Below are 22,162 nucleotides of genomic sequence, written 5' to 3'. Positions count from 1 at the left end.
CAGGAATGGCGGACGCGACCATGTCGGTGGGGATGGGCTCAAGGCCTCATCGGTGACCCTTCGGGTCGAGCGCGTCGCGCAGACCGTCGCCCAGCAGGTTGAAGCTGACGACGATGATCATGATCAGGAACGCCGGCATGAAGAAGAACACGAAGTCGGACGTCGAGTAGTCGATCGACCCGCTGAGCACGTTGCCGAGCGTGGGCGTCGGCGGCTTGATGCCGACACCGAGGTAGTTGAGGGCGGCCTCGGCCGAGATGTAGGTCGGCATGGTGATCGTCGCCGAGACCAGGAGCGGCGCCCACAGGTTCGGGAGGATCTCCTTGAAGTAGAGGCGGAAGCGCGACGCACCCATCAGCTTGGCCGCCTCGACGAACTCACGCTCGCGGATCGACAGCACCTGGCCGCGCACGAGGCGGGCGACGTAGGGCCAGCCGAAGAAGCCCAGGACCAGCACGACGTAGGTGCCGTTGGCGACATCGCCCTCGGGCACGTGGATGTCGTGGACGAGGATGTCGATGAAGAGCGACGAGAGCGCCAGCAGCATCAGCGTGCTCGGGAACGAGAGCACCAGGTCGATCAGGCGGCCGATCGCCGAGTCGACGAAACCGCCGGAGACACCGGCGATGATGCCGAAGACCGTGCCGAGGCCGACCGAGATGATCGTGGCCGCGATGGCCATCACCAGCGAGAAGGTTACGCCGTACCAGACCCGGGCGAGGACGTCGCGGCCCGTGCCCGGCTCGACACCGAGCCAGTGGTCGCCGGAGATGCCGCCCCAGCTGCCCTTGGGCAGCGTGAACTCGTCGAGCAGGCTGCCGGCGCCGGTGTTGTGGAAGGTGTACGGGTCGAGGACGCCGAACTTCACCAGGAAGGGCGCGAGGACCGCCGCGAGGAAGTAGAGGACCACGACGCTGAACGCGAACATCGACAGCTTGTCCTTGCGGAAGCGTCGCATCGCCAGCTGCATCGGCGAACGGCCGACGATGGCGGTGCCCGCTTCCGGCTCCGACTCCCCGACGGGGGGTCCGACATGGGTATCCAGGTCAGTCGCCGGGAGAGTCATCATCACCTCGTAGCCGAGAGCAGTCACGGACGGCGCGAAGCCTCCGAGGGGAGGCTCTCGCCGTCCGTGACATTAGGCGCACTCGTGGCGCCAAAGCGATAGCGACGCGGTAACGGTTTGGTCTCGACCGCCGGGAAAACTTCCGGCGTGGCCGTTCAGGCCTTGGTTTCGTCCTCCGGGCGCGCGTCCACACCGGCTTCCTTCCGCTGCTCCGGCGTGATCGCCGCCGGAGCTGCGGTCAGCGGGTCGTAGCCGCCGCCGGTCTTCGGGAACGCGATGACGTCGCGGATCGAGTCCGTGCCGGCGAGCAGGGCGACCACGCGGTCCCAGCCGAACGCGATGCCGCCGTGCGGCGGGGCGCCGTACTTGAACGCCTCCAGCAGGAAGCCGAACTTCTCCTCGGCCTCGTCCTGGCTGATGCCCATCACCTCGAAGACGCGCTTCTGGATGTCCTCGCGGTGGATACGGATCGAGCCGCCACCGATCTCGTTGCCGTTGCAGACGATGTCGTAGGCCCAGGCCAGCGAGCCGCCGGGGTCGCTGTCGAACGTGTCGAGGTCCTGCGGGCTGGTGAAGGCGTGGTGGACGGCCGTCCACGCTCCCCCACCGACAGCCACGTCACCGGCGGCCGTGGCCTCGTCGGCCGGCTCGAAGAGCGGCGCGTCGACGACCCACAGGAAGCTCCACGCGTCCTCGTCCAACAGGCCGGTACGACGGCCGATCTCGAGGCGCGCGGCACCCAGCAGGGCGCGGCTGGACTTCACCGCACCGGCGGCGAAGAAGATGCAGTCGCCCGGCTTCGCGCCCACGTGCGCGGCCAGACCGGCCTTCTCCTCGTCGGTGATGTTCTTGGCGACCGGGCCACCGAGCTCGCCGTCCTCCTGGACCAGGACGTAGGCGAGGCCCTTGGCGCCACGCTGCTTGGCCCACTCCTGCCACGCGTCGAGCTGCTTGCGGGGCTGGCTGGCACCGCCCGGCATGACCACGGCGCCGACGTACGGCGACTGGAACACGCGGAACGGGGTGTCCTTGAAGTAGTCGGTGCACTCCACGAGCTCGAGACCCATCCGCAGGTCCGGCTTGTCGGAGCCGTAGCGGGCCATCGCGTCGGCGTAGGTCATCCGCTGCAGGGGCAGCTCGACGTCGTACCCGATCAGCTTCCAGAGCGCGGCGACGATCTCCTCGCCGAGGGCGATCACGTCGTCCTGGGTCACGAAGCTCATCTCGATGTCGAGCTGGGTGAACTCGGGCTGCCGGTCGGCGCGGAAGTCCTCGTCGCGGTAGCAGCGCGCGATCTGGTAGTAGCGCTCCATGCCGGCGACCATCAGCAGCTGCTTGAACAGCTGCGGGCTCTGCGGCAGGGCGTACCAGCTGCCCGGCTGCAGGCGCGCGGGGACCAGGAAGTCACGGGCGCCCTCGGGCGTGCTGCGGGTCAGCGTCGGGGTCTCGATCTCGACGAAGTCGTGGGCGTCGAGCACGCTGCGCGCCGCCTTGTTGACGTTGCTGCGCAGGCGGATCGCGTTGCCCGGGGCGGTACGACGCAGGTCGAGGTAGCGGTGCTTGAGGCGCACCTCCTCGCCGACGTCGACGTGGTCGCTGATCGGGAACGGCAGCGGAGCCGCGGCGCTGAGCACCTCGACGTCGGCCGCGACGACCTCGATCGCACCGGTCGGCAGGTTGGGGTTCTCGCGACCCTCGCCGCGGCCGACGACCTCGCCGGTGATCTTGAGGCAGTACTCCGAGCGCAGGCTGTGGGCGACGTCCTCGTCGCGGATCACGACCTGGACCACGCCGCTGGCGTCGCGCAGGTCGATGAAGGCCACGCCGCCGTGATCGCGTCGGTTGGCCACCCACCCGGCGAGGGTGACGGTCTGGCCGACGTGCTCGGCGCGGAGAGCGCCGGCGTCCTTGTTGCGGATCACGAGGGGTTCCCTTCGGTGTTGCTGTCTTCGGTGGTGGTGACGACCTGCGGGCGCAGGTCCTGGGTCGGAGGCTGCCACGTCGCCGGATCGGCGGCGACCTGGTTTCCGGAGCGGATGTCCTTGACCTCGCTGCCGAACCAGACGTAGGGGATCCCACGCCGTTCGGCGTGGCGGATCTGCTTGCCGAACTTGGCCGCGGTGGGTGCGACCTCGCACGGGATGCCCTGCGCGCGCAGGGCCGTGGCGATCGCGTCGGCCTCGGCACGGGTCTCCTCGTCGGTGACCGCGACGAGCACGACGCTGGGGACCGAGCGGTCGGCCGTCAGCACGCCGCGCTGCACCAGCGGGACCAGCACCCGGCTGACGCCGAGCGAGATGCCGACGCCGGGGTACGTCGTACGGCCGTCGGAGGCGAGGGCGTCGTAGCGGCCGCCGGAGCAGATCGAGCCGAGCGACTCGTAGCCGTCGAGGCGGGTCTCGAAGACGGTGCCCGTGTAGTAGTCGAGGCCGCGGGCGATCGACAGGTCGGCCTCGATCCGCACGGTGGCGGTCGCGAGCGGGGCGCAGGCGCGCACCAGCGTGGCGAGCTCGTCGAGGCCCTCGTCGAGGAGATCGTGCTTGACGTCGAGTGCGCGCACGCGATCGACGAACGAGTCGTCCTGCGTGCGGATCGTCGCGAGGGCGAGCGCCTTGTCGGCCTGCTCCTCGCTGATGCCGGCCTCGTCGAGCAGCAGCTGGCGCACCCTGGACGGGTCGAGCTTGTCGAGCTTGTCGACCAGGCGCATGACCTCGTCGATCCCCTCGCCCGTGACGCCGAGGCCGGCGTAGAAGCCCTGGATCAGCTTGCGGTTGTTGACCTGCAGGCGGAAGCCCGGCAGGAAGGTGAGCCGGCCGAGCGCCTCGAGCATGACCCGGGCGACCTCGACGTCGTGGTGGAACGGCAGGTCGTCGCGACCGACGATGTCGATGTCGGCCTGCGTGAACTCGCGGAACCGGCCCTCCTGCGGGCGCTCACCGCGCCAGACCTTCTGGACCTGGTAGCGGCGGAACGGGAACTCCAGCTTGCCGGCGTTCTCGAGGACGTAGCGCGCGAACGGCACGGTCAGGTCGAAGTGGAGGCCGATGCCCTTGTCCTTGCCGCCCTCCTCCTGGAGGCGGCGCAGGACGTAGACCTCCTTGGAGGTGTCGCCCTTGCGGAGCAGCTGGTCCATCGGCTCGACGGCGCGGGTCTCGATGTTCGCGAAGCCGTGCAGCTCGAAGGTGCGGGCGAGGGTCGCGATCACCTCCTGCTCGACGTGGCGCTGGGCAGGCAGGAGCTCGGGAAAGCCGCTGAGCGGCCTGATCGGCACAGTCTTGGCCCTTTCGGAAGGCACAGTCAGAGTCCTCGGGTGACCCGGCCGGTGTCGCCGGAGTCGAGCAGGTCGAGCAGGAACGGGTTGGTGGCGCGCTCGCGGCCGATCGACGTCTGCTCCCCGTGGCCGGGGAGGACGACGACGTCGTCGCGCAGCGGCAGCACCTTGGTCGCGAGCGAGCGCAGCATGGTGGCGTGGTCGCCGCCCGGCAGGTCGGTACGGCCGATCGAGCCCTGGAAGAGCAGGTCGCCGGAGAACATCACCTCGGAGATGTCCGGACCGCCGGGCTGGTCCCACGGCGTACGGAAGGTGACCGAGCCGGACGTGTGGCCCGGCGTGTGGTCGACGAGGAACTCCAGGCCGGCCAGCTCGAGCACCGCACCGTCGGTGAGCTCCTGGACGTCGTCGGGCTCGACGAAGGTGTGGTCGCCGCCGAGCAGCATGCTCGCGCTCTCGCGCGAGATGCCGGCCATCGGGTCCGCCAGCAGGTGCCGGTCACCCGGATGGATCCACGCGGTGGCGTCGTAGGCACCGGCCACCGGGGTCACCGACCACATGTGGTCGATGTGGCCGTGGGTCAGCAGCACCGCGACGGGCTTCAGGTTGTGCTCCCGGACGACCTCCGCGACACCCCCGGCAGCGTCCTTGCCGGGGTCGATCACGACGCACTCGGCGCCTGGTGCGGTGGCCGCGACGTAGCAGTTGGTGCCCCACGGTCCGGCGGGGAAGGCGGCGATCAGCACCGACCCAGCCTATCGGTGGCGAGACCTTTGATTAGCATGGGCCACTGTGACTACCTCTGACTGGGGCCGCGTCGACGACGACGGCACCGTCTACGTGAAGACAGCCGACGGCGAGCGAGCGGTCGGGCAGATGCCCGACGCCACACCCGAGGAGGCGCTGGTGTTCTACACCAAGCGCTACGACAACCTCGCCCTGGAGGTGGACCTGCTGCACAAGCGGGTCCTCTCAGGGGTCCTCTCGCCCGAGGAGGCCATCTCCTCGATCAAGCTGGTCCGCGACCAGATTGACGACGTGAACGCGGTGGGCGACATCGCTGCGCTGGGCCGCCGGCTCGACGAGCTGGGCCCCGTGATCGCGACCCAGCGCGACGCACGACGCGCCGCCAAGGCGCAGCGTGTCGCCGACGCGCGCGAGGCCAAGGACAAGCTGGCCGAGGAGGCGGAGAAGATCGCCACCGGCCGCGACTGGCGCAACGGCGCCAACCGCCTGCGCGAGCTGCTCGACCAGTGGAAGCAGCTCCCCCGCATCGACAAGGCGGCCGACGACGAGCTGTGGAAGCGGTTCTCCTCCGCGCGCTCGGCGTACACGAAGGCGCGCAAGGCGCACTTCGCCGAGCAGGACGAGCGCCGCGAGGGCGCCCGCGCGGTCAAGGAGCGCCTGGTCAAGGAGGCCGAGGCGCTCGCGTCGTCCACCGAGTGGGGTCCGACGTCGGGCCGCTACCGCGACCTGATGCGCGACTGGAAGGCCGCCGGCCCCGCCCCGAAGGCCGTCGACGACGCCCTGTGGCAGCGCTTCCGCGGCGCCCAGGACACCTTCTTCGGCGCCCGCGACGCCGCCAACGCGGCGATGGACACCGAGTTCGCCGCGAACGCCGTCGTCAAGGAGGAGCTGCTCGTCGAGGCCGAGGCCATCCTCCCGGAGCTCGCCTCGTCCGGCGACGTCGCCGCCGCCAAGGCCGCCTTCCGCATCGTCGCCGACAAGTGGGACGAGGCCGGCAAGGTTCCGCGCGACCGGATCAAGGACCTCGAGGGTCGGATGCGGACCGTCGAGCAGACCATCCGCCGCGCCGAGGAGGACCAGTGGGCCAAGTCCGACCCCGAGAAGTCCGCCCGCGCCGACGACATGGTCTCCAAGCTGGAGTCCGCGATCGCGGAGGCCGAGGCCAAGCTCGCTGCCGCTCGCGAACGCGGTGACGACAAGCGGGTGCGCGACCTCGAGTCGAGCCTCGAAGGCCAGCGCTCGCTGCTCGACATGGCGAAGAAGGTCTCGGCTGACTTCAGCTGAGGCCACGTGCTTCGCGCTGCTGCAGGGATCCCCGCCTAGGCGGGGATCCCTGCGGTTGATGACGCATGCAACCGTCATCAACCGCGAGAACGCGTCACCCAGCAGCGAGATCGGGCGGCCCGACCAGGCGGCGCGATCGTTCCGCGGCGACAGACCTCATGAATGCGCGGAGCCGGCGCGCCAGACGTTCGGGCTCGGCCAGGTCTGCCCAGGTGATCCGGAAGCAGCGCCAACCGGTGGCTTCCGCGATCTGCTGCTCGCGCCGCTTCTCTCGAAGCACGACATCCACCGGCGTCTCACCTGGACGCAGGTGCGCGTCGTACTTCACCCGGCCGTCGAACTCGACCCAGAAGCCGAGGTCCGGAAAGGCGAAGTCAAGGCGGGCGATCACCCGATCACCATCGCGCACCTCGTATTGCGGTACCGGCTTGGGGAACCCGTGCTGATAGAAGAAGTAAAGGCTTCGTGACTCGCCAACGGACTCGATGCGCGGATCAGCCAGCCGAATCATCACCTCGGTCGGCCCCGATTCGGGCCAGTGGTTCATCGACCGTTCGTAGCGCTCGCGCAGCTCGGCGGAGCTGAACTCCCCCTCATGGAGGAAATGGTTCGCAACGGCCAGCGCCGCCTCCGTGGCCCCGAACATCGACACCTCGAGCGTGGCCCTGAGCGCTGACATCACGCTCAGGCCATGGATCTCGACGACGTCACCGTCGTACAGCGACCCGCGATGGCGACGGATCCCCGCCTCCCGCCGCCCTGAGAGCCCATCGGCCCGGGTCAGGTGAACCTCGTCGGTGGCAAGACCCCAGAGCGGCCCACCGTGGAACGGCAGGGCCGAGACGTGGCTCAGCACCACCCCAGTGCAGGACTGCTGGTACGCCGCCCGACAGCGCACGGCGTACTTCTCCTCATCGGACAACGCCAGCCAGGCCGGCGCGTGGCAATAGGCACCCCGGCGGGGCCGGTCGAGCCGTCCCGCCTTCAGCGCGGCGGCGAGCGTCCGATCCGTCTCCCCCTGCCCAAGCAGCTCGCGACGGAGTTGCACGGGCAACAGGCGGGGATCATCGGGTGGGATCTGCACGCCGACACGACTGCCCTCCCAGGTCGTGCCGTGAACCACCGATCGGGGATCTGTGGACAACGGCGCCGAACACGAGAACTGGATGGCCTCTCCTCGCGCTTGATGACGTGTGCATGCGTCATCAAGCGCGGGAATCCCCGCCTAGGCGGGGATCCCTGCGTTCCGCCTAGTGCGTGACGCGGTAGGCGTCGAAGACGCCGGGGACGGAGCGGACGGCGTTGAGGACGGTGTCGAGGTGCTTGGCGTCGGCCATCTCGAAGGTGAACCGGGACTTCGCGACGCGGTCGCGGGAGGTGGTGAGATTGGCCGAGAGGATGTTCACGTGGGCGTCCGAGAGCATCATCGTGATGTCGGAGAGCAGGCGGGAGCGGTCGAGGGCCTCGACCTGGATGTTGACCAGGAAGGTCGACTGGCCGGTGGGGGCCCACTCGACGTCGACGAGCTTCTCGGGCTGGGCGAGCAGGCTGGCGGCGTTGGTGCAGTCCTTGCGGTGCACCGAGACTCCCCCTCCCTTGGTGACGAAGCCGAGGATCGTGTCGGGCGGCACCGGCGTGCAGCACTTGGCGAGCTTGACCCAGACGTCGGGTGAGCCGGTGACGATGACGCCCGCGTCGCCGCCTGTGGGGCGGTGGGAGCGGCCGCGGCGGCCCGTGATGGTGACGGCCTCGGCGAGGTCCTCCTGGGCGCCCTGGTCGCCGCCGTGCAGCTCGATGACCTTGCGGACGACGGTCTGGGCACCGAGGTTGCCCTCGCCGACAGCGGCGTAGAGCGCGGAGACGTCGGTGAGCCGGAAGGCACCCGCGGCGAGGGTCAGGGAGTCGTGCGAGAGGAGGCGTTTGAGGGGCAGGCCCTCCTTGCGCATGAGGCGGGCGATCTCGTCCTTGCCGCGCTCGATGGCCTCCTCGCGGCGCTCCTTCGTGAACCACTGGCGGATCTTGGACCGGGCCCGCTGGGACTTGGCGAAGTTGAGCCAGTCGCGGGAGGGACCCGCGCCCTCGGCCTTGGACGTGAAGACCTCGACCACGTCGCCGTTCTCGAGCGTCGACTCCAGCGGCACCAGGCGGCCGTTGACGCGGGCGCCGATGGTGCGGTTGCCGACCTCGGTGTGGACGGCGTACGCGAAGTCGACCGGCGTCGAGCCCGAGGGCAGCGCGATCACGTCGCCGCGCGGGGTGAAGACGTAGGTCTCGGTCTGGTTCATCTCGAACCGCAGCGACTCGAGGAACTCGCCCGGGTCCTCGACCTCGCTCTGCCAGTCGAGCAGCTGACGCACCCAGCTCATGTCGTCGAGGTCGCCGCGCTGGTCGGTGTCGTTGCCGGCCCGACCGTCCTCCTTGTACTTCCAGTGCGCCGCGACGCCGTACTCGGCGCGACGGTGCATGGCGAAGGTGCGGATCTGCATCTCGACAGGCTTGCCCTGCGGGCCGATCACCGAGGTGTGCAGCGACTGGTACATGTTGAACTTCGGCATCGCGACGTAGTCCTTGAACCGGCCCAGGACCGGGTTCCACCGCGAGTGCAGGACGCCGAGGACGCCGTAGCAGTCGCGGTCCTCCTCGACGAGGATGCGGATGCCGACCAGGTCGTAGATGTCGGAGAAGTCGCGGCCCCCGACGATCATCTTCTGGTAGATCGAGTAGTAGTGCTTCGGCCGGCCGGTGACGGTCGCCTTGATCTTGGCCTCGCGCAGGTCCTTCTCGACCTGGGAGATCACCTCGGCGAGGAAGGAGTCACGCGAGGGCGCCCGCTCGGCGACCATCCGCACGATCTCGTCGTAGATCTTGGGGTGGAGCGCCGAGAAGGCGAGGTCCTCCAGCTCCCACTTGATGGTGTTCATGCCGAGCCGGTGGGCCAGCGGGGCGTAGATGTCGAGCGTCTCGCGGGCCTTGCGCTCCTGCGTGGACTGCTTGACGAAGCGCAGCGTGCGCATGTTGTGGAGGCGGTCGGCGAGCTTGATCACCAGCACCCGGATGTCGCGCGACATCGCCACGATCATCTTGCGGATCGTCTCGGCGTTGGCGGACTCGCCGTAGACGACCTTGTCGAGCTTGGTCACGCCGTCGACGAGCAGCGCCACCTCGTCACCGAAGTCGCGGCGACACTCCTCCAGCGTGTACGGCGTGTCCTCGACGGTGTCGTGCAGCAGCGCGGCCACCAGGGTCGGCTCGGTCATGCCGATGCCGGCGAGGATCGTGGTCACGGCGAGCGGGTGGGTGATGTAGGGGTCGCCGCTCTTGCGCTTCTGGTCGGCGTGCAGCCGCTCCGCGGTGACGTAGGCACGCTCGATCAGCGCGAGGTCGGCCTTCGGGTGGTTGGCCCGGACCGCGCGGAAGAGCGGCTCGAGGACCGGGTGCGAGGCCTGGCTCCGGTTGCCCATCCGGGCCAACCGGGCGCGCATGCTGCGGCCGGTCGCGCCCTCGGGACTGGCCGGGACCGGAGCAGGCTCCACCCGCGGCTCCACGCGGGCGGGGGTGCGCTCCTCGGTCATTGCGCCAGTCTAGTGACCCCCACGTCCGATCCGACGAGGAGTCAGACCGTCAGCAGCACCGTCGCCGGTACGTCGCCCAGCGCACCGCGTCCGTCGAGGAAGCCGAGCTCCATCAGGAAGGCGAAGGCTGCGGTCGTCGCGCCGCAGGCGGTGACCAGCTCGTGCGTCGCGCGGGCGGTGCCGCCGGTGGCCAGCACGTCGTCGATGACCAGCACCCGCTCCCCCGGCGCCACGGCGTCCTGGTGGAGCTCGAGGACGGCGTCGCCGTACTCGAGGGCGTAGGCGACGCTGTGGGTGTCGTGCGGCAGCTTGCCGGCCTTGCGGACGGGCACGAAGCCCACGCCCAGCGCCAGCGCGACCGGCGCGGCGAGGATGAAGCCGCGCGCCTCCATGCCGACGACCTTGTCGACCACGACGGCACCGGAGGCGTCCCGGCCCGCGTCGGCCAGGCCGTCCACCACGGCGGCGAAGCCGCCGGCGTCGCCGAGCAGCGGGGTGATGTCCTTGAACAGGATCCCCGGCTCCGGGAAGTCGGGAACGTCCCGGACCAGCCGGGTGAGCGCCTCGACCGCCCGATCGGTCGCCGACGCGTCACCCACGGCCACTACTTCTTGCCGCGCTTCGAGCGGGCCTGGCGGCTCGGCTGGGTGCGACCCGAGCTGCCGCTGTCCTTGACGGGGCGGTTCGGCGCAGGCACGTTGCGGCCCTTTCCGACCGCACCCTGCATGGGCAGCCGGGACGAGGTCGGCGCCTCGTCGACGTCGTCTGCTTCGGCCAGCTCGACGGGGTCCTCGAGGTCGAGGCCGCCGTCGCGGACCGGGCCCTCCTCGACACCGGCGGGCACGGAGGCGTAGCGGTCGGCCAGCGCACGCTGCTTGGCCCGGGCCCGGCGGGCCTGGATCTGGACCTCGGTCTCCTGCATCTTCAGGTGCACGAGGACACGGGGCGCCAGCATCACCGACGAGTAGACGCCGACACCCATGCCGACGAACTGCGCGAGGGCGAGATCCTGCAGGGAGCTCGCGCCCAGCTGGACGGCGCTGACGTAGAGGATCGCGCCGATCGGGATGAGCGCGACGATCGAGGTGTTGATCGAGCGGACCAGCGTCTGGTTGACCGCGAGGTTGGCCGCGTCGGCGTACGTCTGGGTGTTCTTGCGCAGCTGGTGGGTGTTCTCCTTGATCTTGTCGAACACGACCACCGTGTCGTAGAGCGAGAAGCCGAGGATCGCGAGCAGGCCGGTGACCGCCGCGGGCGTCACCTGGAAGCCGGAGAGGGCGTAGACGCCGACCGTCAGCATCACGTCGTGGACGAGCGCGATGAAGGCGGCCACGGACATCCGCCACTCGCGGAAGTAGCCCCAGATGAACAGCACGACGAGCACGAGGAAGATGCCGACGCCGATGGCCGCCTTCTTGGCGACCTCCTGGCCCCAGCTCGGTCCGATGTCCTGGATCGTGATGTCGCCGGTGTCGACCTGCGAGAACTCCTCGTGGATCAGCTCGGTCATCGCCTCACGCTGCTGCTGCGTGAGGTTCTCGACCTGGATGGTGAGGGCCTTGTTGCCCTCCGTGGTGACGGTGGGGTTCTCGGCGTTCTCGATGCCCGAGCCGGCCACCGTCTCCTGGAGCTTGTCGGCTGCGTCCTGCGTCGCCTTGCCGTCGCCCACGGGGACCGAGAGGGTCGTACCGCCGGTGAACTCGACGCCCATGTTGAGCGGCTTGGCGAACAGCACGACGACCGCGAGGCCGACGAGCAGGGCCGAGATGCCGTAGAACAGCCACGGCTTCCCGACGAAGTTGACCGACTTGCGACCCTGGTAGAGGTCGTTGCCGAGTCGCGACATCTTGCCCATCAGCGGTTGCCTCCCGTCGTCGCCGTGCGCGGCTTCGCCACGTCCATGCCGAGTGTCTCCTTGCTGAGGCCGGACAGCTTGTGCCCGGAGTTGAAGGCGTGGAACTGGGCGAGCCACGACACCATCGGCTTCGTGAACCAGAACAGCACCGCGAGGTCGATCAGCGTCGTGAGGCCGAGCGCGAAGCCGAAGCCCTTCACCGCGCCGGTCGCGAAGATGTAGAGCACCAGCGCCGACAGGATCTGGACCGTGTTGGCCGCGACCCGCGTGACCCGCGCCCGGGCCCAGCCGGTCTCCACCGCGACCCGCATCGACTTGCCCTCACGCATCTCGTCACGGATGCGTTCGAAGAAGATGACGAAGGAGTCGGCGGTGATGCCGACCGCGATGATCAGGCCGGCGATGCCCGGCAGGGTCAGCGTGAAGCCGGCCGTCTCGCTGAGGAGCAGGACCATCGCGTAGGTGATGGCCGCGGCGACGAACAGCGAGCTGACCACCACCAGGCCGAGGCCGCGGTAGTAGAACAGGCAGTACAGCATCACCAGCGCGAGGCCGATGGCACCCGCGGTCAGGCCGGCCTGAAGCTGGTTGCCGGCCAGGGACGGGCCGATCTCCTCGACCGAGGTCTGGTCGTCGTTGAACTTGATCGGCAGGGCACCGAACTTGAGGCTGTTGGCCAGGTCGAGCGCCTGCTGCTCGGTGAAGTCACCGGTGATGCTCGAGCGGCCGTCGGTGATGACCGCCGTCATGCGCGGGGCGGAGATGATCACGCCGTCGAGGACGATCGCGAACTGCTCCTCGGTGCCGCTGAACGCGCGCGAGACGGTCTCGAAGTCGTCGGCCGCGCCGGTCGAGCCCTTGGGGTTCGCCTTGTCCTTGCTGTTGCCCATCTCCAGGCGGACCTCCCAGCCGACACCGTTCTGCGGCGTGCCGGCCGAGGCGGTGTCGAGCTCCGTGCCCTCGATGACCGAGCGGCTCAGGAGGTACTTCATCGACGGACGGTCCTTCTCCGGCTGGGAGCAGGCGACGAGGGGCTTGTCGGGGTCGTCGGCCAGGTCGGCCGGCTTGCCGTCGGTGGCGTTGAGCAGCACACCGTCGGCGTCGCAGGTGTACTTGCCGTACTCGGTGATCGCGGCCTGGTCGGGGCTGCGCGACCACGCGATGGCGTCGTCGGCGGTGAAGGCCTTGGCGTCACCCTTGTCGTCCGTGCCCGGCGTCGCGCCGCCGGTCGCGGTGCCGGACGGCGACGTGCTGGGGTCGGCGGTCGTCGTGCCCGTCGCCGTGTCGGTCGGCGTCGCGGTCGCCTTGTCGGTGGCGGCGTCGGTCGTGCCGTCGTCGTCAGCGGTGGCACCCAGGTCCAGGCCGGGGCGACCCAGGCCACCCGTGGCGCCGTCGGAGCCGGGCAGGCCGGTGCCGGAGCTCGCGGCGCAGGGACCGGGGTCCTGGTCGTAGCAGGCCACCAGGCGGAAGCGCAGCTGGGCCTGCCGCTTGACGGTCTCCTCCAGCTGGTCGCGGTCGGTCTCCTTGCCCTTGCCGGGCACCTCGACCACGATGTTGCGGCTGCCCTGCGTGGTGACCGCGGCCTCCGCGACACCCGAGCCGTTGACACGCTGGTCGATGATCCGGCGCGCCTCCTCGAGGTTCTCCTTGGACGGCGTGTCCTCCGTCGTCATGGTGATCCGGATGCCGCCCTGGAGGTCCAGGCCCAGGGCCGGCTTCCAAGGGGTGTCGGCGGAGGCCTGCGACAGGGCGGTGAGGCCGTAGATCACGGCCAGCCCGAGGAAGAAGATGATCAGGTTGCGCCCGGGGCGCGGACGGTGCGACGCCATGGTCAGCGGTCCTCTTCGTCGTCGGGGGATGCGGGGGTGTCGGCGGGGTCGACGGGCGTGCCGTCGGCGTCGAGCTCACGTCGTACGGACGCCACGGCGCCACGGACCACGCGGATCACGACGCCCGGCGCCACCTCGACCTGGAGCTCGTCGTCGGTGCTGTCGACGATCGTGCCGAAGATGCCGGAGGTGAGCATGACGTCGTCACCCACGGCCAGGGCCGACTGCAGCTGCGCCGCCTCCTTGCGCTGGCGCGATGCCGGCCGGATGATCAGCAACCAGAAGATGGCCGCGATCGCCACGATCGGCAGGATTTGTGCAGCGGCTTCCACAGACGAACCTCTCCAGCGGGGCAGGGAACAGCGTCGCCCACGTCACAGTGCGGGCACGCCGTCGGGAAGTGTAGCCACGGACCCCAGTTGTCCGTGGATCGACGCCTGATCCGACAGGTCGAGCCCCGGGGTCAGTCCTCGAACAGGGTCGGGCCCGCCACGTCGTCCGGGTACGCCGGCGGCGTGAGCCCGAGGTGGCGCCAGGCCGCCGGCGTGGCGATCCGGCCCCGGGGGGTGCGCGCGAGGAAGCCGTTGCGCACGAGGAACGGCTCGGCGACCTCCTCGACGGTCTCGCGCTCCTCGCCGACGGCGACCGCGAGCGTGGACACCCCGACCGGTCCCCCGCCGAACCGGCGGCAGAGCACGTCGAGCACGGCCCGGTCGAGCCGGTCGAGGCCGAGCTCGTCGACCTCGTAGAGGTCGAGTGCGGACTGCGCGACCTCGCGGGTGACGGTCCCGTCGGCGCGCACCTGGGCGTAGTCGCGGACCCGGCGCAGCAGGCGGTTGGCGATGCGGGGGGTGCCGCGGGAGCGGCCGGCGATCTCGGCCGAGCCCTCGCCGGTGAGGTCGACACCGAGCAGGCCGGCGCTGCGGCGCACGATCAGGTCGAGCTCGGCCGGCTCGTAGAACTCGAGGTGGGCGGTGAACCCGAAGCGGTCGCGCAGCGGGCCGGGCAGGAGCCCCGCCCGGGTGGTCGCGCCGACCAGGGTGAACGGTGGGATCTCCAGCGGGATCGCCGTGGCGCCCGGACCCTTGCCGATCACCACGTCGACCCGGAAGTCCTCCATCGCGAGGTAGAGCATCTCCTCGGCCGGGCGCGACATCCGGTGGATCTCGTCGACGAAGAGGACCTCGCCCTCGTTGAGCCCCGACAGGATCGCCGCCAGGTCACCCGCGTGGGTGATCGCCGGGCCGCTGGTGATGCGCAGCGGGGTGGTCATCTCGTGGGCGATGATCATGGCCAGCGTCGTCTTGCCGAGCCCCGGAGGGCCGGAGAGCAGCACGTGGTCGGGCGCCCTCCCCCGCTGACGGGCCGCCTCCAGCACCAGCCCCAGCTGGTCGCGCACCCGCGCCTGGCCGACGACCTCGTCGAGGCTGCGCGGTCGCAGCGCCGCCTCGACCGCGCGCTCGTCGCCCTCGGCCTCGGCGGCCGTGAGCGAGCGGAGGTGCTGGTCCTCAGCCTCGGCCAGCTCGTCCTCGTGGAAGGGCATGAGTGATCACGCCTTGGAGAGGGTGCGGAGCGCGGCGCGCAGGAGCGCGCCGACGTCGGGGGTGTCGCCGCCCGCCTGCTCGGCAACGGCGTCGACGGCCTTCTCGGCGTCCTTGGCGGCGTACCCGAGACCGACGAGGCCCTGGTGGACCTGGTCGCGCCAGGCGGCGGCCGCGCTCGTCGTACCGGCCGGGGTGGAGCCGGTCGGCGCGCCGATCCGGTCCTTGAGCTCGAGGATGATCCGCTGCGCGCCCTTCTGGCCGATGCCGGGGACCTTGGTCAGCGTCTTGACGTCGTCGCCGGCGATGGCGGTACGGACGCCGTCGGGGCTCAGCACCGCGACGATCGCCTGCGCGAGCTTGGGACCGACCCCGGACGCGGTCTGCACGAGCTCGAAGATGGTCTTCTCCTCCTCGTCGGCGAAGCCGTAGAGGGTCAGCGAGTCCTCGCGCACGATCATGCTCGTCGGCAGCGTCGCCTGGCGACCCGTGCGCAGCTGGGCGAGCGTGCCCGGCGTGCACATCAGCTCGAGGCCGACGCCGCCCACCTCCACCACGGCGCTGGAGAGCGTGACGGCAGCGACGGTGCCGCGGACGAACGCGATCATCGGACTCCTCCGGGGATGCGGGAGCGGGGCGGACGGGCGGCGGCCAGCGCGGCGTCGATCCGCGCCTGGGTGCCGCCTCGCCAGATGTGGGTGATGGCGAGGGCGAGCGCGTCGGCGGCGTCGGCCGGCTTCGGCATCGCGTCGAGACGCAGGATGCGGGTCACCATCGCGCCCACCTGCGCCTTGTCGGCCCGGCCGTTGCCCGACACGGCGGCCTTGACCTCGCTCGGGGTGTGCAGCGCGACGGGCAGGCCGCGTCGGGCGGCGCAGACCATCGCGATCCCGGCCGCCTGGGCGGTGCCCATGATCGTGCTGACGTCGGAGCGCGCGAAGATCCGCTCGATGGCGACCGCGTCCGGCTGGTACTCGTCGAGGCGGGCGTCGATCCCCTGCTCGATCGTGACCAGCCGCTCGGGGACACCGAGGTGCGCCGAGGTGCGGACGACGCCGACGTCGACCAGCGTCAGCGGCCGGCCGATCGATCCGTCGACCACGCCGAGCCCGCAGCGGGTCAGCCCCGGGTCGATCCCGAGCACGCGCACGTCGTCACCTCTCGTCCGAACATGTGTTCGTACGAACGCTAGCCGGTCGTCCCGCGAGACGCGAACAGGACACGCGGAACCCGGAGGTTCCGCATGTCCTGCTCGTCGCGCGGCGTACCGCCGGGCTCAGCCCTTCCAGGAGTAGGCGCCGCCGAGGAAGCCGAGCTGGACCTTGGCTCGGACCTTCGGCGTGGCCGCCACGCCCAGGTAGTACGTCTTGCCGTTGAGGGTGCGCTTCGGCCCGTACCACGGGACCTTGCCGCCGCCGCTGGTGCCGCAGCCCAGGGACACCCACGTGGAGACGGTCTTCTTCTTGGTCGCGCTCCACTTGTAGCCAAGGCCCTGCACGCAGATGCGGCCGTTGCTGTAGGGCGGGATCTGCCAGGTGTAGCCCCACTGGTAGGGCTTGGCCGGCGTCGAGGAGCTGCCGAAGACGTTGCACTCGGACTTCGAGGTCGCCCATCCCGTGTAGCCCGCGACGGCGCCCTTCCAGTTGCCGCAGATGCCGCGCGCCGCCACCGGGCCATCAGGTACGACGACCGTCGCGGTGCTCGTGGCGGCCTTGGACGGTGCCTGCGGCAGCGCGGCGAGGCCGGCGATGCTCAGGGAGATCGCCACGACGGCGAGGCGGATCAGGGAACGCAGGTGCATGGGGGGTTCCTTTCGCTTCGGGCGTCCCGATGACGCCCGCCACGCGAAGGCCTCCCCTGGTGCCGGCCGCCCAAACGGGCGGCGCGGCTCACTCCTCGACCTGGTCGAGGACCTCGTCGGGGATGTCGGCGTTGCTGAAGACGTTCTGCACGTCGTCGAGGTCGTCGACCGCGTCGACGAGCTTGAACACCTTGCCCGCGGCGACCGGGTCGGCGACGGGGATGTCCATCGATGCGACGAACTGGACCTCGGCGGACTCGTAGTCGATGCCGGCGTCCTGGAGGGCGCTGCGGACCGCGACGACGTCGGTGGCCTCCGACTGGATCTCGAAGGCCTCGCCGTGGTCGGCGACGTCCTCGGCACCGGCATCGAGGGTGGCCTCGAGGAGGTCGTCCTCGGAGACCTCCTTGCCCTCCTGCTGCTTCGCGACGACGACCACGCCCTTGCGGGTGAACAGGCGGGAGACCGAGCCGGGGTCGGCCATGGTGCCGCCGTTGCGGGTCACCGCGGTGCGGACCTCCATCGCGGCCCGGTTGCGGTTGTCGGTGAGGCACTCCACCAGCAGGGCGACGCCCTGGGGGCCGTAGACCTCGTACATGATCGTCTCGTAGTCGACGCCGCCACCCTCGAGACCGCCACCGCGCTTCACCGCGGAGTCGATGTTCTTGTTGGGGACCGACTGCTTCTTCGCCTTCTGGATGGCGTCGAAGAGCGTGGGGTTGCCGGTGGGGTCGGGACCGCCCATCTTCGCCGCGATCTCGATGTTCTTGATCAGCTTCGCGAAGAGCTTGCCGCGCTTGGCATCGATCGCGGCCTTCTTGTGCTTCGTGGTCGCCCACTTGGAGTGGCCAGACATTTCCCGTCCCTCTATCTACCTCGACGACATGCGGCTGCCGAAACAGCCCTGCAACCTTATCCGGCGACCAGCTCGAGGAAGAGCCGGTGCACCCGGCCGTCCCCGTCGACCTCCGGGTGGAAGGACGTCGCGAGCAGGTGCCCCTGCCGTACGGCGACCGGATGACCGTGCGCCTCGGCGAGCACCTCGACCTCCGGACCGGTCTGCTCGACCCACGGTGCGCGGATGAAGACGGCGTGCACCGGCGCATCGAGCCCGGTCAGCTCGAGGTCGGCCTCGAAGGAGTCGACCTGGCGGCCGAAGGCGTTGCGGCGCACGGTGGCGTCGAGGCCGCCGATGGTCTCCTGGTCCGACGTGCCGCCCTCGATCCGGTCGGCGAGCAGGATCATGCCGGCGCAGGTGCCGAAGGTGGGCATGCCGCCGTGGATCCGCTCGCGCAGCGGGTCGAGCAACTCGAAGGTGCGCGCCAGCTTGGCCATGGTGGTGGACTCACCGCCGGGCAGCACCAGTCCGTCGCAACGCTCGAGCTCCGACGGGCGGCGTACCGGGAAGGCGTCGACGCCCAGGGCGGTGAGGGTCTGCAGGTGCTCGCGGACGTCGCCCTGCAGGGCGAAGACTCCGATGGACGGCATGGGCACTGATCCTAGGGGTCACCCCCGGACGTTCTGCGTGGTGTCCTGTGCTCCGGGTGCGTGCCTCGCAAGGCGCCGGCGCGCAGCCATACCGCGTCGTCTCGCAAGCGTCGGCAACGCCGCGAGGTGCGTGCCCGGTGTGCAGGGCACCCGGAGAACGTCCGGGGGTGACCGCTAGGTGCGCCGCCGGAGGCGAACGCGCCGAGGGCAGGCAGGAAGCAGACGGCCACCAGGACCACCCACCACCAGAACGGGATCCGCGGGTGCATCGAGATGCCGTAGCGGCCGTCGGCGTCCTTGTGGGTGATCAGGACCGAGCCGACCTCGCCGTCGTGGAGATCGACGTGGGGGCCGCGGTGCGCCTCGAGCCGGACGGGGGCCAGCCCCGTCGAGACGTACGTCGCCCGGGCACCGCCCGCCACCTCGCCGAACCCGAGCTCTTGGGCCCGGACCAGCGGGCGGTGCACGACGATCGCGACGCTGAGCAGCAGCGCTCCCCCGACGATCGCGACCGGCAGCCGCCAGTCCCGGCGCCGGATCATCGCGACCGCGGCGGCCAGCAGCAGGCCGCCAAGCAGCAGCACCGGTGCGGCGACGACGAGCCACCCGGCGCCCGGCCAGGTCCACACCACCGCGCCGACGAGGTCGCCCTCCGTGACCCGCCACGGGTCGCGCGCGGTGATGTCACCCTGCGTCTCGACCGTGCCGTCGCCGTGGACTGCCGCGACGCGGTGGCTGTAGCTGACCGACGAGTCGCCCGGCGGGTGGAAGGTGATGAAGTCGCCGACCTGCAGGGCGTCGAAGTCGGTGGGCTCGACCCACAGCAGGGAGTTCACCGGCGCCGCGGTGCCCATCGACGCGGTCTCGACGCGCTCCCACCGTCCGCCGCCGAGCCGCCACGCACCGGCGGCCGTGACCGCGACGACCACGGCCGCGAGCAGCAGCCACTGTGCGACCACCGCGATCCGTCGAGCGTTCATGCCACGAACACCGCGGCGGGATCGCCGCCCCACTGCATCGTCATGGTCCAGCTCGTCGCCGGGCTGGTGCCGTAGCCGAAGGTCAGCGGCACGAGCAGCCGCAGGCCCGTGATCTCGGTGCTGTACGACGCACCGCGGGTGGTGCTGACCGCCAGGGTCTGCGACTGACCCGCCGCCGGTGCGGCGACCGTGCGCGGGTTGCTGGCCGGGAGCGCCAGCGCGTTGAGGGTCATCGGCCCGAAGGTGGCGGCCGGCGCGGCGAAGGTGAGTGTGACGTTGACCTGGCCGCAGGGGTCGGCCATGGCCCCGGGCAGGGTGCCGGCGTACGTCGTGAGCCCGTCGTCACCGAGCATCCACACCGAGGCGGTGCCGGAGAGGCCCGCCACCGTCGTCCGGTACGACGTCGCACTCCCCGCGGCGAAGAGCGACGACACCGTGCCCGCCGACAGTGCGCTCGACTGGTTGACGAAGGCGCCGGTGAGACGGCCGTGGAAGGACGACGACGTGGGTGCGGTGAGGCCGGTGAAGTCGGACCAGCCCAGGTGCCAGTACCCGCTCGTGCCGGTGAGCAGGGCGAGCACCGTCGTCGAGGCCACCGAGCCCCCGTCGACGTACAGGGTGACGGTCATGGTGACGCCGAGGACCGCCTTGGAGACGGTGACGACGGCGTGGTGCCACCCCGACGAGTACGACGACGCGCTGGCGAGCTGCGAGGTGCCGAGCGTGCTGGAGACCGCCACCCGCACCTTCCCGGCGGTGTCGAGCCAGAGCGCGGGGTTCGCCACACCGGCACCGTTGGACAGGCTGCCGCTGAGGCTGAGCAGTCCCCCGCCCTGGGCGTCGGCCGCGTTGAACCACACGCCGAGCGAGTAGTTGTTGGAGAGCAGGCCGAGCAGGCCGGAGCCGTTGGTGCCGACGATGTCCGTGGCGTAGCCGGCACCGCTGAACGTCGCGGCCGACGTCGTCCCCCACGGGTCGGGCTGCTGGAAGGCGACCGCCTGGCGCGGCAGCATCGGGTCCGCGGCCTGCTGGGTGTTGAGGAGGCGGACCGGTGCGCAGGACGCGGCGGTCAGGCTCTGCGTCAGCGCACGGTCGCTGTCGTTGGCGATGGTGTCGTTGGTGCTGGCGGGCGCACCGGCCACCGGCGCGAGCGAGCCCGTGCAGGTCACGGCCGCCGTCCGCGGGCCGCCGGCGCAGGAGCCCGCACCGTAGGTGTGCGTGACCGCGAGCCTGCCGACGGCGGCCGTGCCGGTCGCGTTGGTGACCGTCGCGCCGGTCCAGCCCGACAGCGTCCCGGACGTGCCGGCGACCAGGCCGAGCAGGGACACGAAGGCGACGGCGGCGAACCAGCGGCCCCGCGGTCGAGGCCGGCGGTGCCGCGCGCCGGTCACTTGTTCAGGGTCCAGCTCAGGGGCTGGCTCAGCGTGAGGCCCTGGTCGAGGACCGACGCGCCGGCCGGCAGCGCGACCGTGATCCTGCAGGTCGCCGACGCCCCGGACGCCATGCCCGGCGTGTGGGTGAGGGTCGGGATGCTGGTGGCCGCGCCCGCGGCGTAGACCAGGTCGGTCCACGCCGACCCGGCCGAGTACGTCGACCCGCCCGAGCAGCTGATCGCCACCGTGAGGTCGGTGGTGCACAGGTTGTTCGGGGTCGGCGTACCGGTCGACGGGGTGGAGCTGCAGGTGCCCGGCGTCAGCACGAAGCTGGTCGCGTTCGCCGCGCCGAGGTTGGTGAACACGACGTCCGTCGCCTGGTTGGACCCCGGACCGAGCGGCGAGCTGGTGCCGCCGTACTTGTTGATCGTGTTGCAGGTCGCGGCGTTGGCTGCGGCGTCACTGGAACGGCAGGTCTGCGTCGCGTGGCCAGCCGTGCCGTCGGGCCCGACCTCCTGGAGGATCACGGCCGTCGAGCTCGCGACGGTGTTCGTGCTGTTGGTGAGGACCGCGCTGGTCCAGTCGGCCAGCGTGCCGTTGACGCTGAGCGTCAGCAGGGTTGCGGCGACGGCGCAGGCACCGAGCAGCAGCGCGCGGGGGTCGGCGTACCGGCGGCGCGCGTGGCGGGCCATCTCAACCCAGCGTCCAGACGAGCGGCTGGGTCGCGGTCTGACCCGCGACCTGCGGCGAGGCCGACACCGGCAGCGCGACGTCGAAGGTGCAGTCCGTCGACGCACCGGCGGCGAGCGTGACGACGACGGCCTGGTCGCCGAAGGCCGACAGGACGACCGGGCTGCCCGTGGTGTCGACGGCGCTCGGCGCGGTGCACACCAGGGTGACCTCGGCGGTGTCGCAGATGCTCGCGGTCGCGGTCGGGCTGCCACCGCTGGTCGCGCACACGCCCGGTGCGAGCGCGAGCGGACCGCTCGTCGTACCCGTGTTCTTGAGCGTGACCGTCACGCTCTGGTGGTCACCCGGTCCGAGCGGGGACGCGGTGCCGCCGTACTTGTCGATGGTCGAGCAGGTGAAGGCGTTGCCCGATCCCCCGCCGTCGGTCGACGTGCAGACCACGGCGCCCGGACCGGTCTCCTCGAGGATCAGCGACTGCGCTGCCTCGAGCGTGTTGGTGTCGTTGGTCAGGATCGCCCGTGTCCAGCTGGACAGGGTGCCGCTGACGCCCAGGACCAGGAGCGCGGCCGCGAGAGCACCGGCCGCGGCCAGCACGAGGCTACGGCGGCGGCGCGGGTCGCGCGGACGGGCGGTGGTCATGCCTGTTCATCGGCGAAGGCTCAGGC

At 70.8% G+C, this 22,162-nt stretch carries 21 protein-coding genes; 1 reads left to right on the top strand and 20 read right to left on the bottom strand.

Annotated elements, in window-relative coordinates; all coding sequences use genetic code 11:
* Positions 1-46 precede the first annotated feature (46 nt).
* The 4 genes from ASE20_RS04975 to ASE20_RS04960 form a co-directional block, all read right to left on the bottom strand.
* Positions 47-970 carry an ABC transporter permease gene (locus tag ASE20_RS04975; protein ID WP_225869227.1) on the bottom strand — a complete coding sequence of 308 codons (924 nt, stop codon included), beginning with the start codon at positions 968-970 and terminating at the stop codon, positions 47-49.
* A 251-nt stretch (positions 971-1,221) separates the two neighbouring features.
* Positions 1,222-2,988 carry an aspartate--tRNA ligase gene (aspS, locus tag ASE20_RS04970; RefSeq protein WP_056893413.1) on the bottom strand — a complete coding sequence of 589 codons (1,767 nt, stop codon included), beginning with the start codon at positions 2,986-2,988 and terminating at the stop codon, positions 1,222-1,224.
* Positions 2,985-4,337, bottom strand: coding sequence for a histidine--tRNA ligase (gene hisS, locus ASE20_RS04965; protein ID WP_056893412.1), 1,353 nt, complete (start codon positions 4,335-4,337; stop codon positions 2,985-2,987). Before hisS ends, aspS begins: the two co-directional genes overlap by 4 nt.
* A gap of 26 nt (positions 4,338-4,363) precedes the next feature.
* Positions 4,364-5,083, bottom strand: coding sequence for an MBL fold metallo-hydrolase (locus ASE20_RS04960; RefSeq protein WP_056893411.1), 720 nt, complete (start codon positions 5,081-5,083; stop codon positions 4,364-4,366).
* A gap of 46 nt (positions 5,084-5,129) precedes the next feature.
* Between ASE20_RS04960 and ASE20_RS04955 the strand changes: the two genes are divergently transcribed.
* The gene (locus ASE20_RS04955; RefSeq protein WP_056893410.1) at positions 5,130-6,368 is read left to right on the top strand and encodes a DUF349 domain-containing protein; all 1,239 of its coding nucleotides are present in this window, start codon (positions 5,130-5,132) and stop codon (positions 6,366-6,368) included.
* Between the two features lie 94 nt (positions 6,369-6,462).
* On the opposite strand, the gene ASE20_RS04950 is transcribed toward ASE20_RS04955, so the two are convergent.
* From ASE20_RS04950 to ASE20_RS04875, 16 genes are all read right to left on the bottom strand, one after another.
* A complete protein-coding gene (locus ASE20_RS04950; RefSeq protein WP_056917997.1) occupies positions 6,463-7,452 on the bottom strand; it encodes a hypothetical protein in 990 nt (329 codons plus the stop codon).
* Positions 7,453-7,618: 166 nt separating this feature from the next.
* Positions 7,619-9,940, bottom strand: coding sequence for a RelA/SpoT family protein (locus ASE20_RS04945; RefSeq protein WP_082612164.1), 2,322 nt, complete (start codon positions 9,938-9,940; stop codon positions 7,619-7,621).
* Positions 9,941-9,981: 41 nt separating this feature from the next.
* Complete coding sequence (locus ASE20_RS04940) at positions 9,982-10,539, bottom strand: adenine phosphoribosyltransferase (protein WP_056893856.1); 558 nt, start codon at positions 10,537-10,539, stop codon at positions 9,982-9,984.
* Between the two features lie 5 nt (positions 10,540-10,544).
* Positions 10,545-11,795: a protein translocase subunit SecF gene (gene secF / locus ASE20_RS04935; protein ID WP_056893408.1), complete on the bottom strand. Its 1,251-nt coding sequence runs from the start codon at positions 11,793-11,795 to the stop codon at positions 10,545-10,547.
* Positions 11,795-13,624, bottom strand: coding sequence for a protein translocase subunit SecD (secD, locus tag ASE20_RS04930; RefSeq protein WP_056893407.1), 1,830 nt, complete (start codon positions 13,622-13,624; stop codon positions 11,795-11,797). The genes secF and secD overlap by 1 nt, the downstream gene beginning before the upstream one ends.
* A 2-nt stretch (positions 13,625-13,626) precedes the next feature.
* Positions 13,627-13,956 carry a preprotein translocase subunit YajC gene (yajC, locus tag ASE20_RS04925; RefSeq protein WP_225869214.1) on the bottom strand — a complete coding sequence of 110 codons (330 nt, stop codon included), beginning with the start codon at positions 13,954-13,956 and terminating at the stop codon, positions 13,627-13,629.
* A 131-nt stretch (positions 13,957-14,087) separates the two neighbouring features.
* Positions 14,088-15,167, bottom strand: a complete 1,080-nt coding sequence (gene ruvB / locus ASE20_RS04920; RefSeq protein ID WP_056893405.1) for a Holliday junction branch migration DNA helicase RuvB — start codon at positions 15,165-15,167, stop codon at positions 14,088-14,090.
* A 6-nt stretch (positions 15,168-15,173) separates the two neighbouring features.
* Positions 15,174-15,773: a Holliday junction branch migration protein RuvA gene (gene ruvA / locus ASE20_RS04915; protein ID WP_056893404.1), complete on the bottom strand. Its 600-nt coding sequence runs from the start codon at positions 15,771-15,773 to the stop codon at positions 15,174-15,176.
* On the bottom strand, positions 15,770-16,315 hold the full coding sequence (gene ruvC / locus ASE20_RS04910; RefSeq protein ID WP_056893403.1) for a crossover junction endodeoxyribonuclease RuvC: 546 nt from the start codon (positions 16,313-16,315) through the stop codon (positions 15,770-15,772). The genes ruvA and ruvC overlap by 4 nt, the downstream gene beginning before the upstream one ends.
* 126 nt (positions 16,316-16,441) lie before the next feature.
* Positions 16,442-16,966, bottom strand: a complete 525-nt coding sequence (locus tag ASE20_RS04905) for a hypothetical protein (protein WP_056893402.1) — start codon at positions 16,964-16,966, stop codon at positions 16,442-16,444.
* Between the two features lie 88 nt (positions 16,967-17,054).
* Entirely contained in the window at positions 17,055-17,822 is a 768-nt protein-coding gene (locus ASE20_RS04900; protein ID WP_056893401.1) for a YebC/PmpR family DNA-binding transcriptional regulator, read from the bottom strand.
* Between the two features lie 56 nt (positions 17,823-17,878).
* Positions 17,879-18,454, bottom strand: a complete 576-nt coding sequence (gene pdxT, locus ASE20_RS04895; protein ID WP_056893400.1) for a pyridoxal 5'-phosphate synthase glutaminase subunit PdxT — start codon at positions 18,452-18,454, stop codon at positions 17,879-17,881.
* 11 nt (positions 18,455-18,465) lie between these two features.
* The gene (locus ASE20_RS04890) at positions 18,466-19,434 is read right to left on the bottom strand and encodes a S26 family signal peptidase (protein WP_056893399.1); all 969 of its coding nucleotides are present in this window, start codon (positions 19,432-19,434) and stop codon (positions 18,466-18,468) included.
* Positions 19,431-20,825 (bottom strand): hypothetical protein, encoded by a 1,395-nt coding sequence (locus ASE20_RS04885; protein ID WP_056893398.1) that lies wholly within the window; start codon positions 20,823-20,825, stop codon positions 19,431-19,433. Before ASE20_RS04885 ends, ASE20_RS04890 begins: the two co-directional genes overlap by 4 nt.
* Positions 20,822-21,499 carry a hypothetical protein gene (locus ASE20_RS04880; protein WP_056893397.1) on the bottom strand — a complete coding sequence of 226 codons (678 nt, stop codon included), beginning with the start codon at positions 21,497-21,499 and terminating at the stop codon, positions 20,822-20,824. The genes ASE20_RS04885 and ASE20_RS04880 overlap by 4 nt, the downstream gene beginning before the upstream one ends.
* A gap of 1 nt (position 21,500) precedes the next feature.
* On the bottom strand, positions 21,501-22,136 hold the full coding sequence (locus ASE20_RS04875) for a hypothetical protein (RefSeq protein WP_056893396.1): 636 nt from the start codon (positions 22,134-22,136) through the stop codon (positions 21,501-21,503).
* Between the last annotated feature and the right edge of the window lie 26 nt (positions 22,137-22,162).

The organism is Nocardioides sp. Root240 (genome assembly GCF_001428825.1).
Taxonomy (GTDB): Bacteria; Actinomycetota; Actinomycetes; order Propionibacteriales; family Nocardioidaceae; genus Nocardioides.
The sequence above is the reverse complement of the archived record's forward strand: the minus strand, read 5'-3'. Positions and strand labels throughout refer to the sequence as shown.

Bases quoted from the DNA above. Each gene is read 5' to 3' on its own strand.
- ASE20_RS04975 (WP_225869227.1), bottom strand. From the start codon at position 970: ATGCAGCTGGCGATGCGACGCTTCCGCAAGGACAAGCTGTCGATGTTC.
- ASE20_RS04945 (WP_082612164.1), bottom strand. From the start codon at position 9,940: ATGACCGAGGAGCGCACCCCCGCCCGCGTGGAGCCGCGGGTGGAGCCT.
- secF (WP_056893408.1), bottom strand. From the start codon at position 11,795: ATGGGCAAGATGTCGCGACTCGGCAACGACCTCTACCAGGGTCGCAAG.
- secD (WP_056893407.1), bottom strand. From the start codon at position 13,624: ATGGCGTCGCACCGTCCGCGCCCCGGGCGCAACCTGATCATCTTCTTC.
- ruvB (WP_056893405.1), bottom strand. From the start codon at position 15,167: ATGCCCTTCCACGAGGACGAGCTGGCCGAGGCTGAGGACCAGCACCTC.
- ruvA (WP_056893404.1), bottom strand. From the start codon at position 15,773: ATGATCGCGTTCGTCCGCGGCACCGTCGCTGCCGTCACGCTCTCCAGC.
- ASE20_RS04905 (WP_056893402.1), bottom strand. From the start codon at position 16,966: ATGCACCTGCGTTCCCTGATCCGCCTCGCCGTCGTGGCGATCTCCCTG.
- ASE20_RS04900 (WP_056893401.1), bottom strand. From the start codon at position 17,822: ATGTCTGGCCACTCCAAGTGGGCGACCACGAAGCACAAGAAGGCCGCG.
- pdxT (WP_056893400.1), bottom strand. From the start codon at position 18,454: ATGCCGTCCATCGGAGTCTTCGCCCTGCAGGGCGACGTCCGCGAGCAC.
- ASE20_RS04890 (WP_056893399.1), bottom strand. From the start codon at position 19,434: ATGAACGCTCGACGGATCGCGGTGGTCGCACAGTGGCTGCTGCTCGCG.
- ASE20_RS04880 (WP_056893397.1), bottom strand. From the start codon at position 21,499: ATGGCCCGCCACGCGCGCCGCCGGTACGCCGACCCCCGCGCGCTGCTG.
- ASE20_RS04875 (WP_056893396.1), bottom strand. From the start codon at position 22,136: ATGACCACCGCCCGTCCGCGCGACCCGCGCCGCCGCCGTAGCCTCGTG.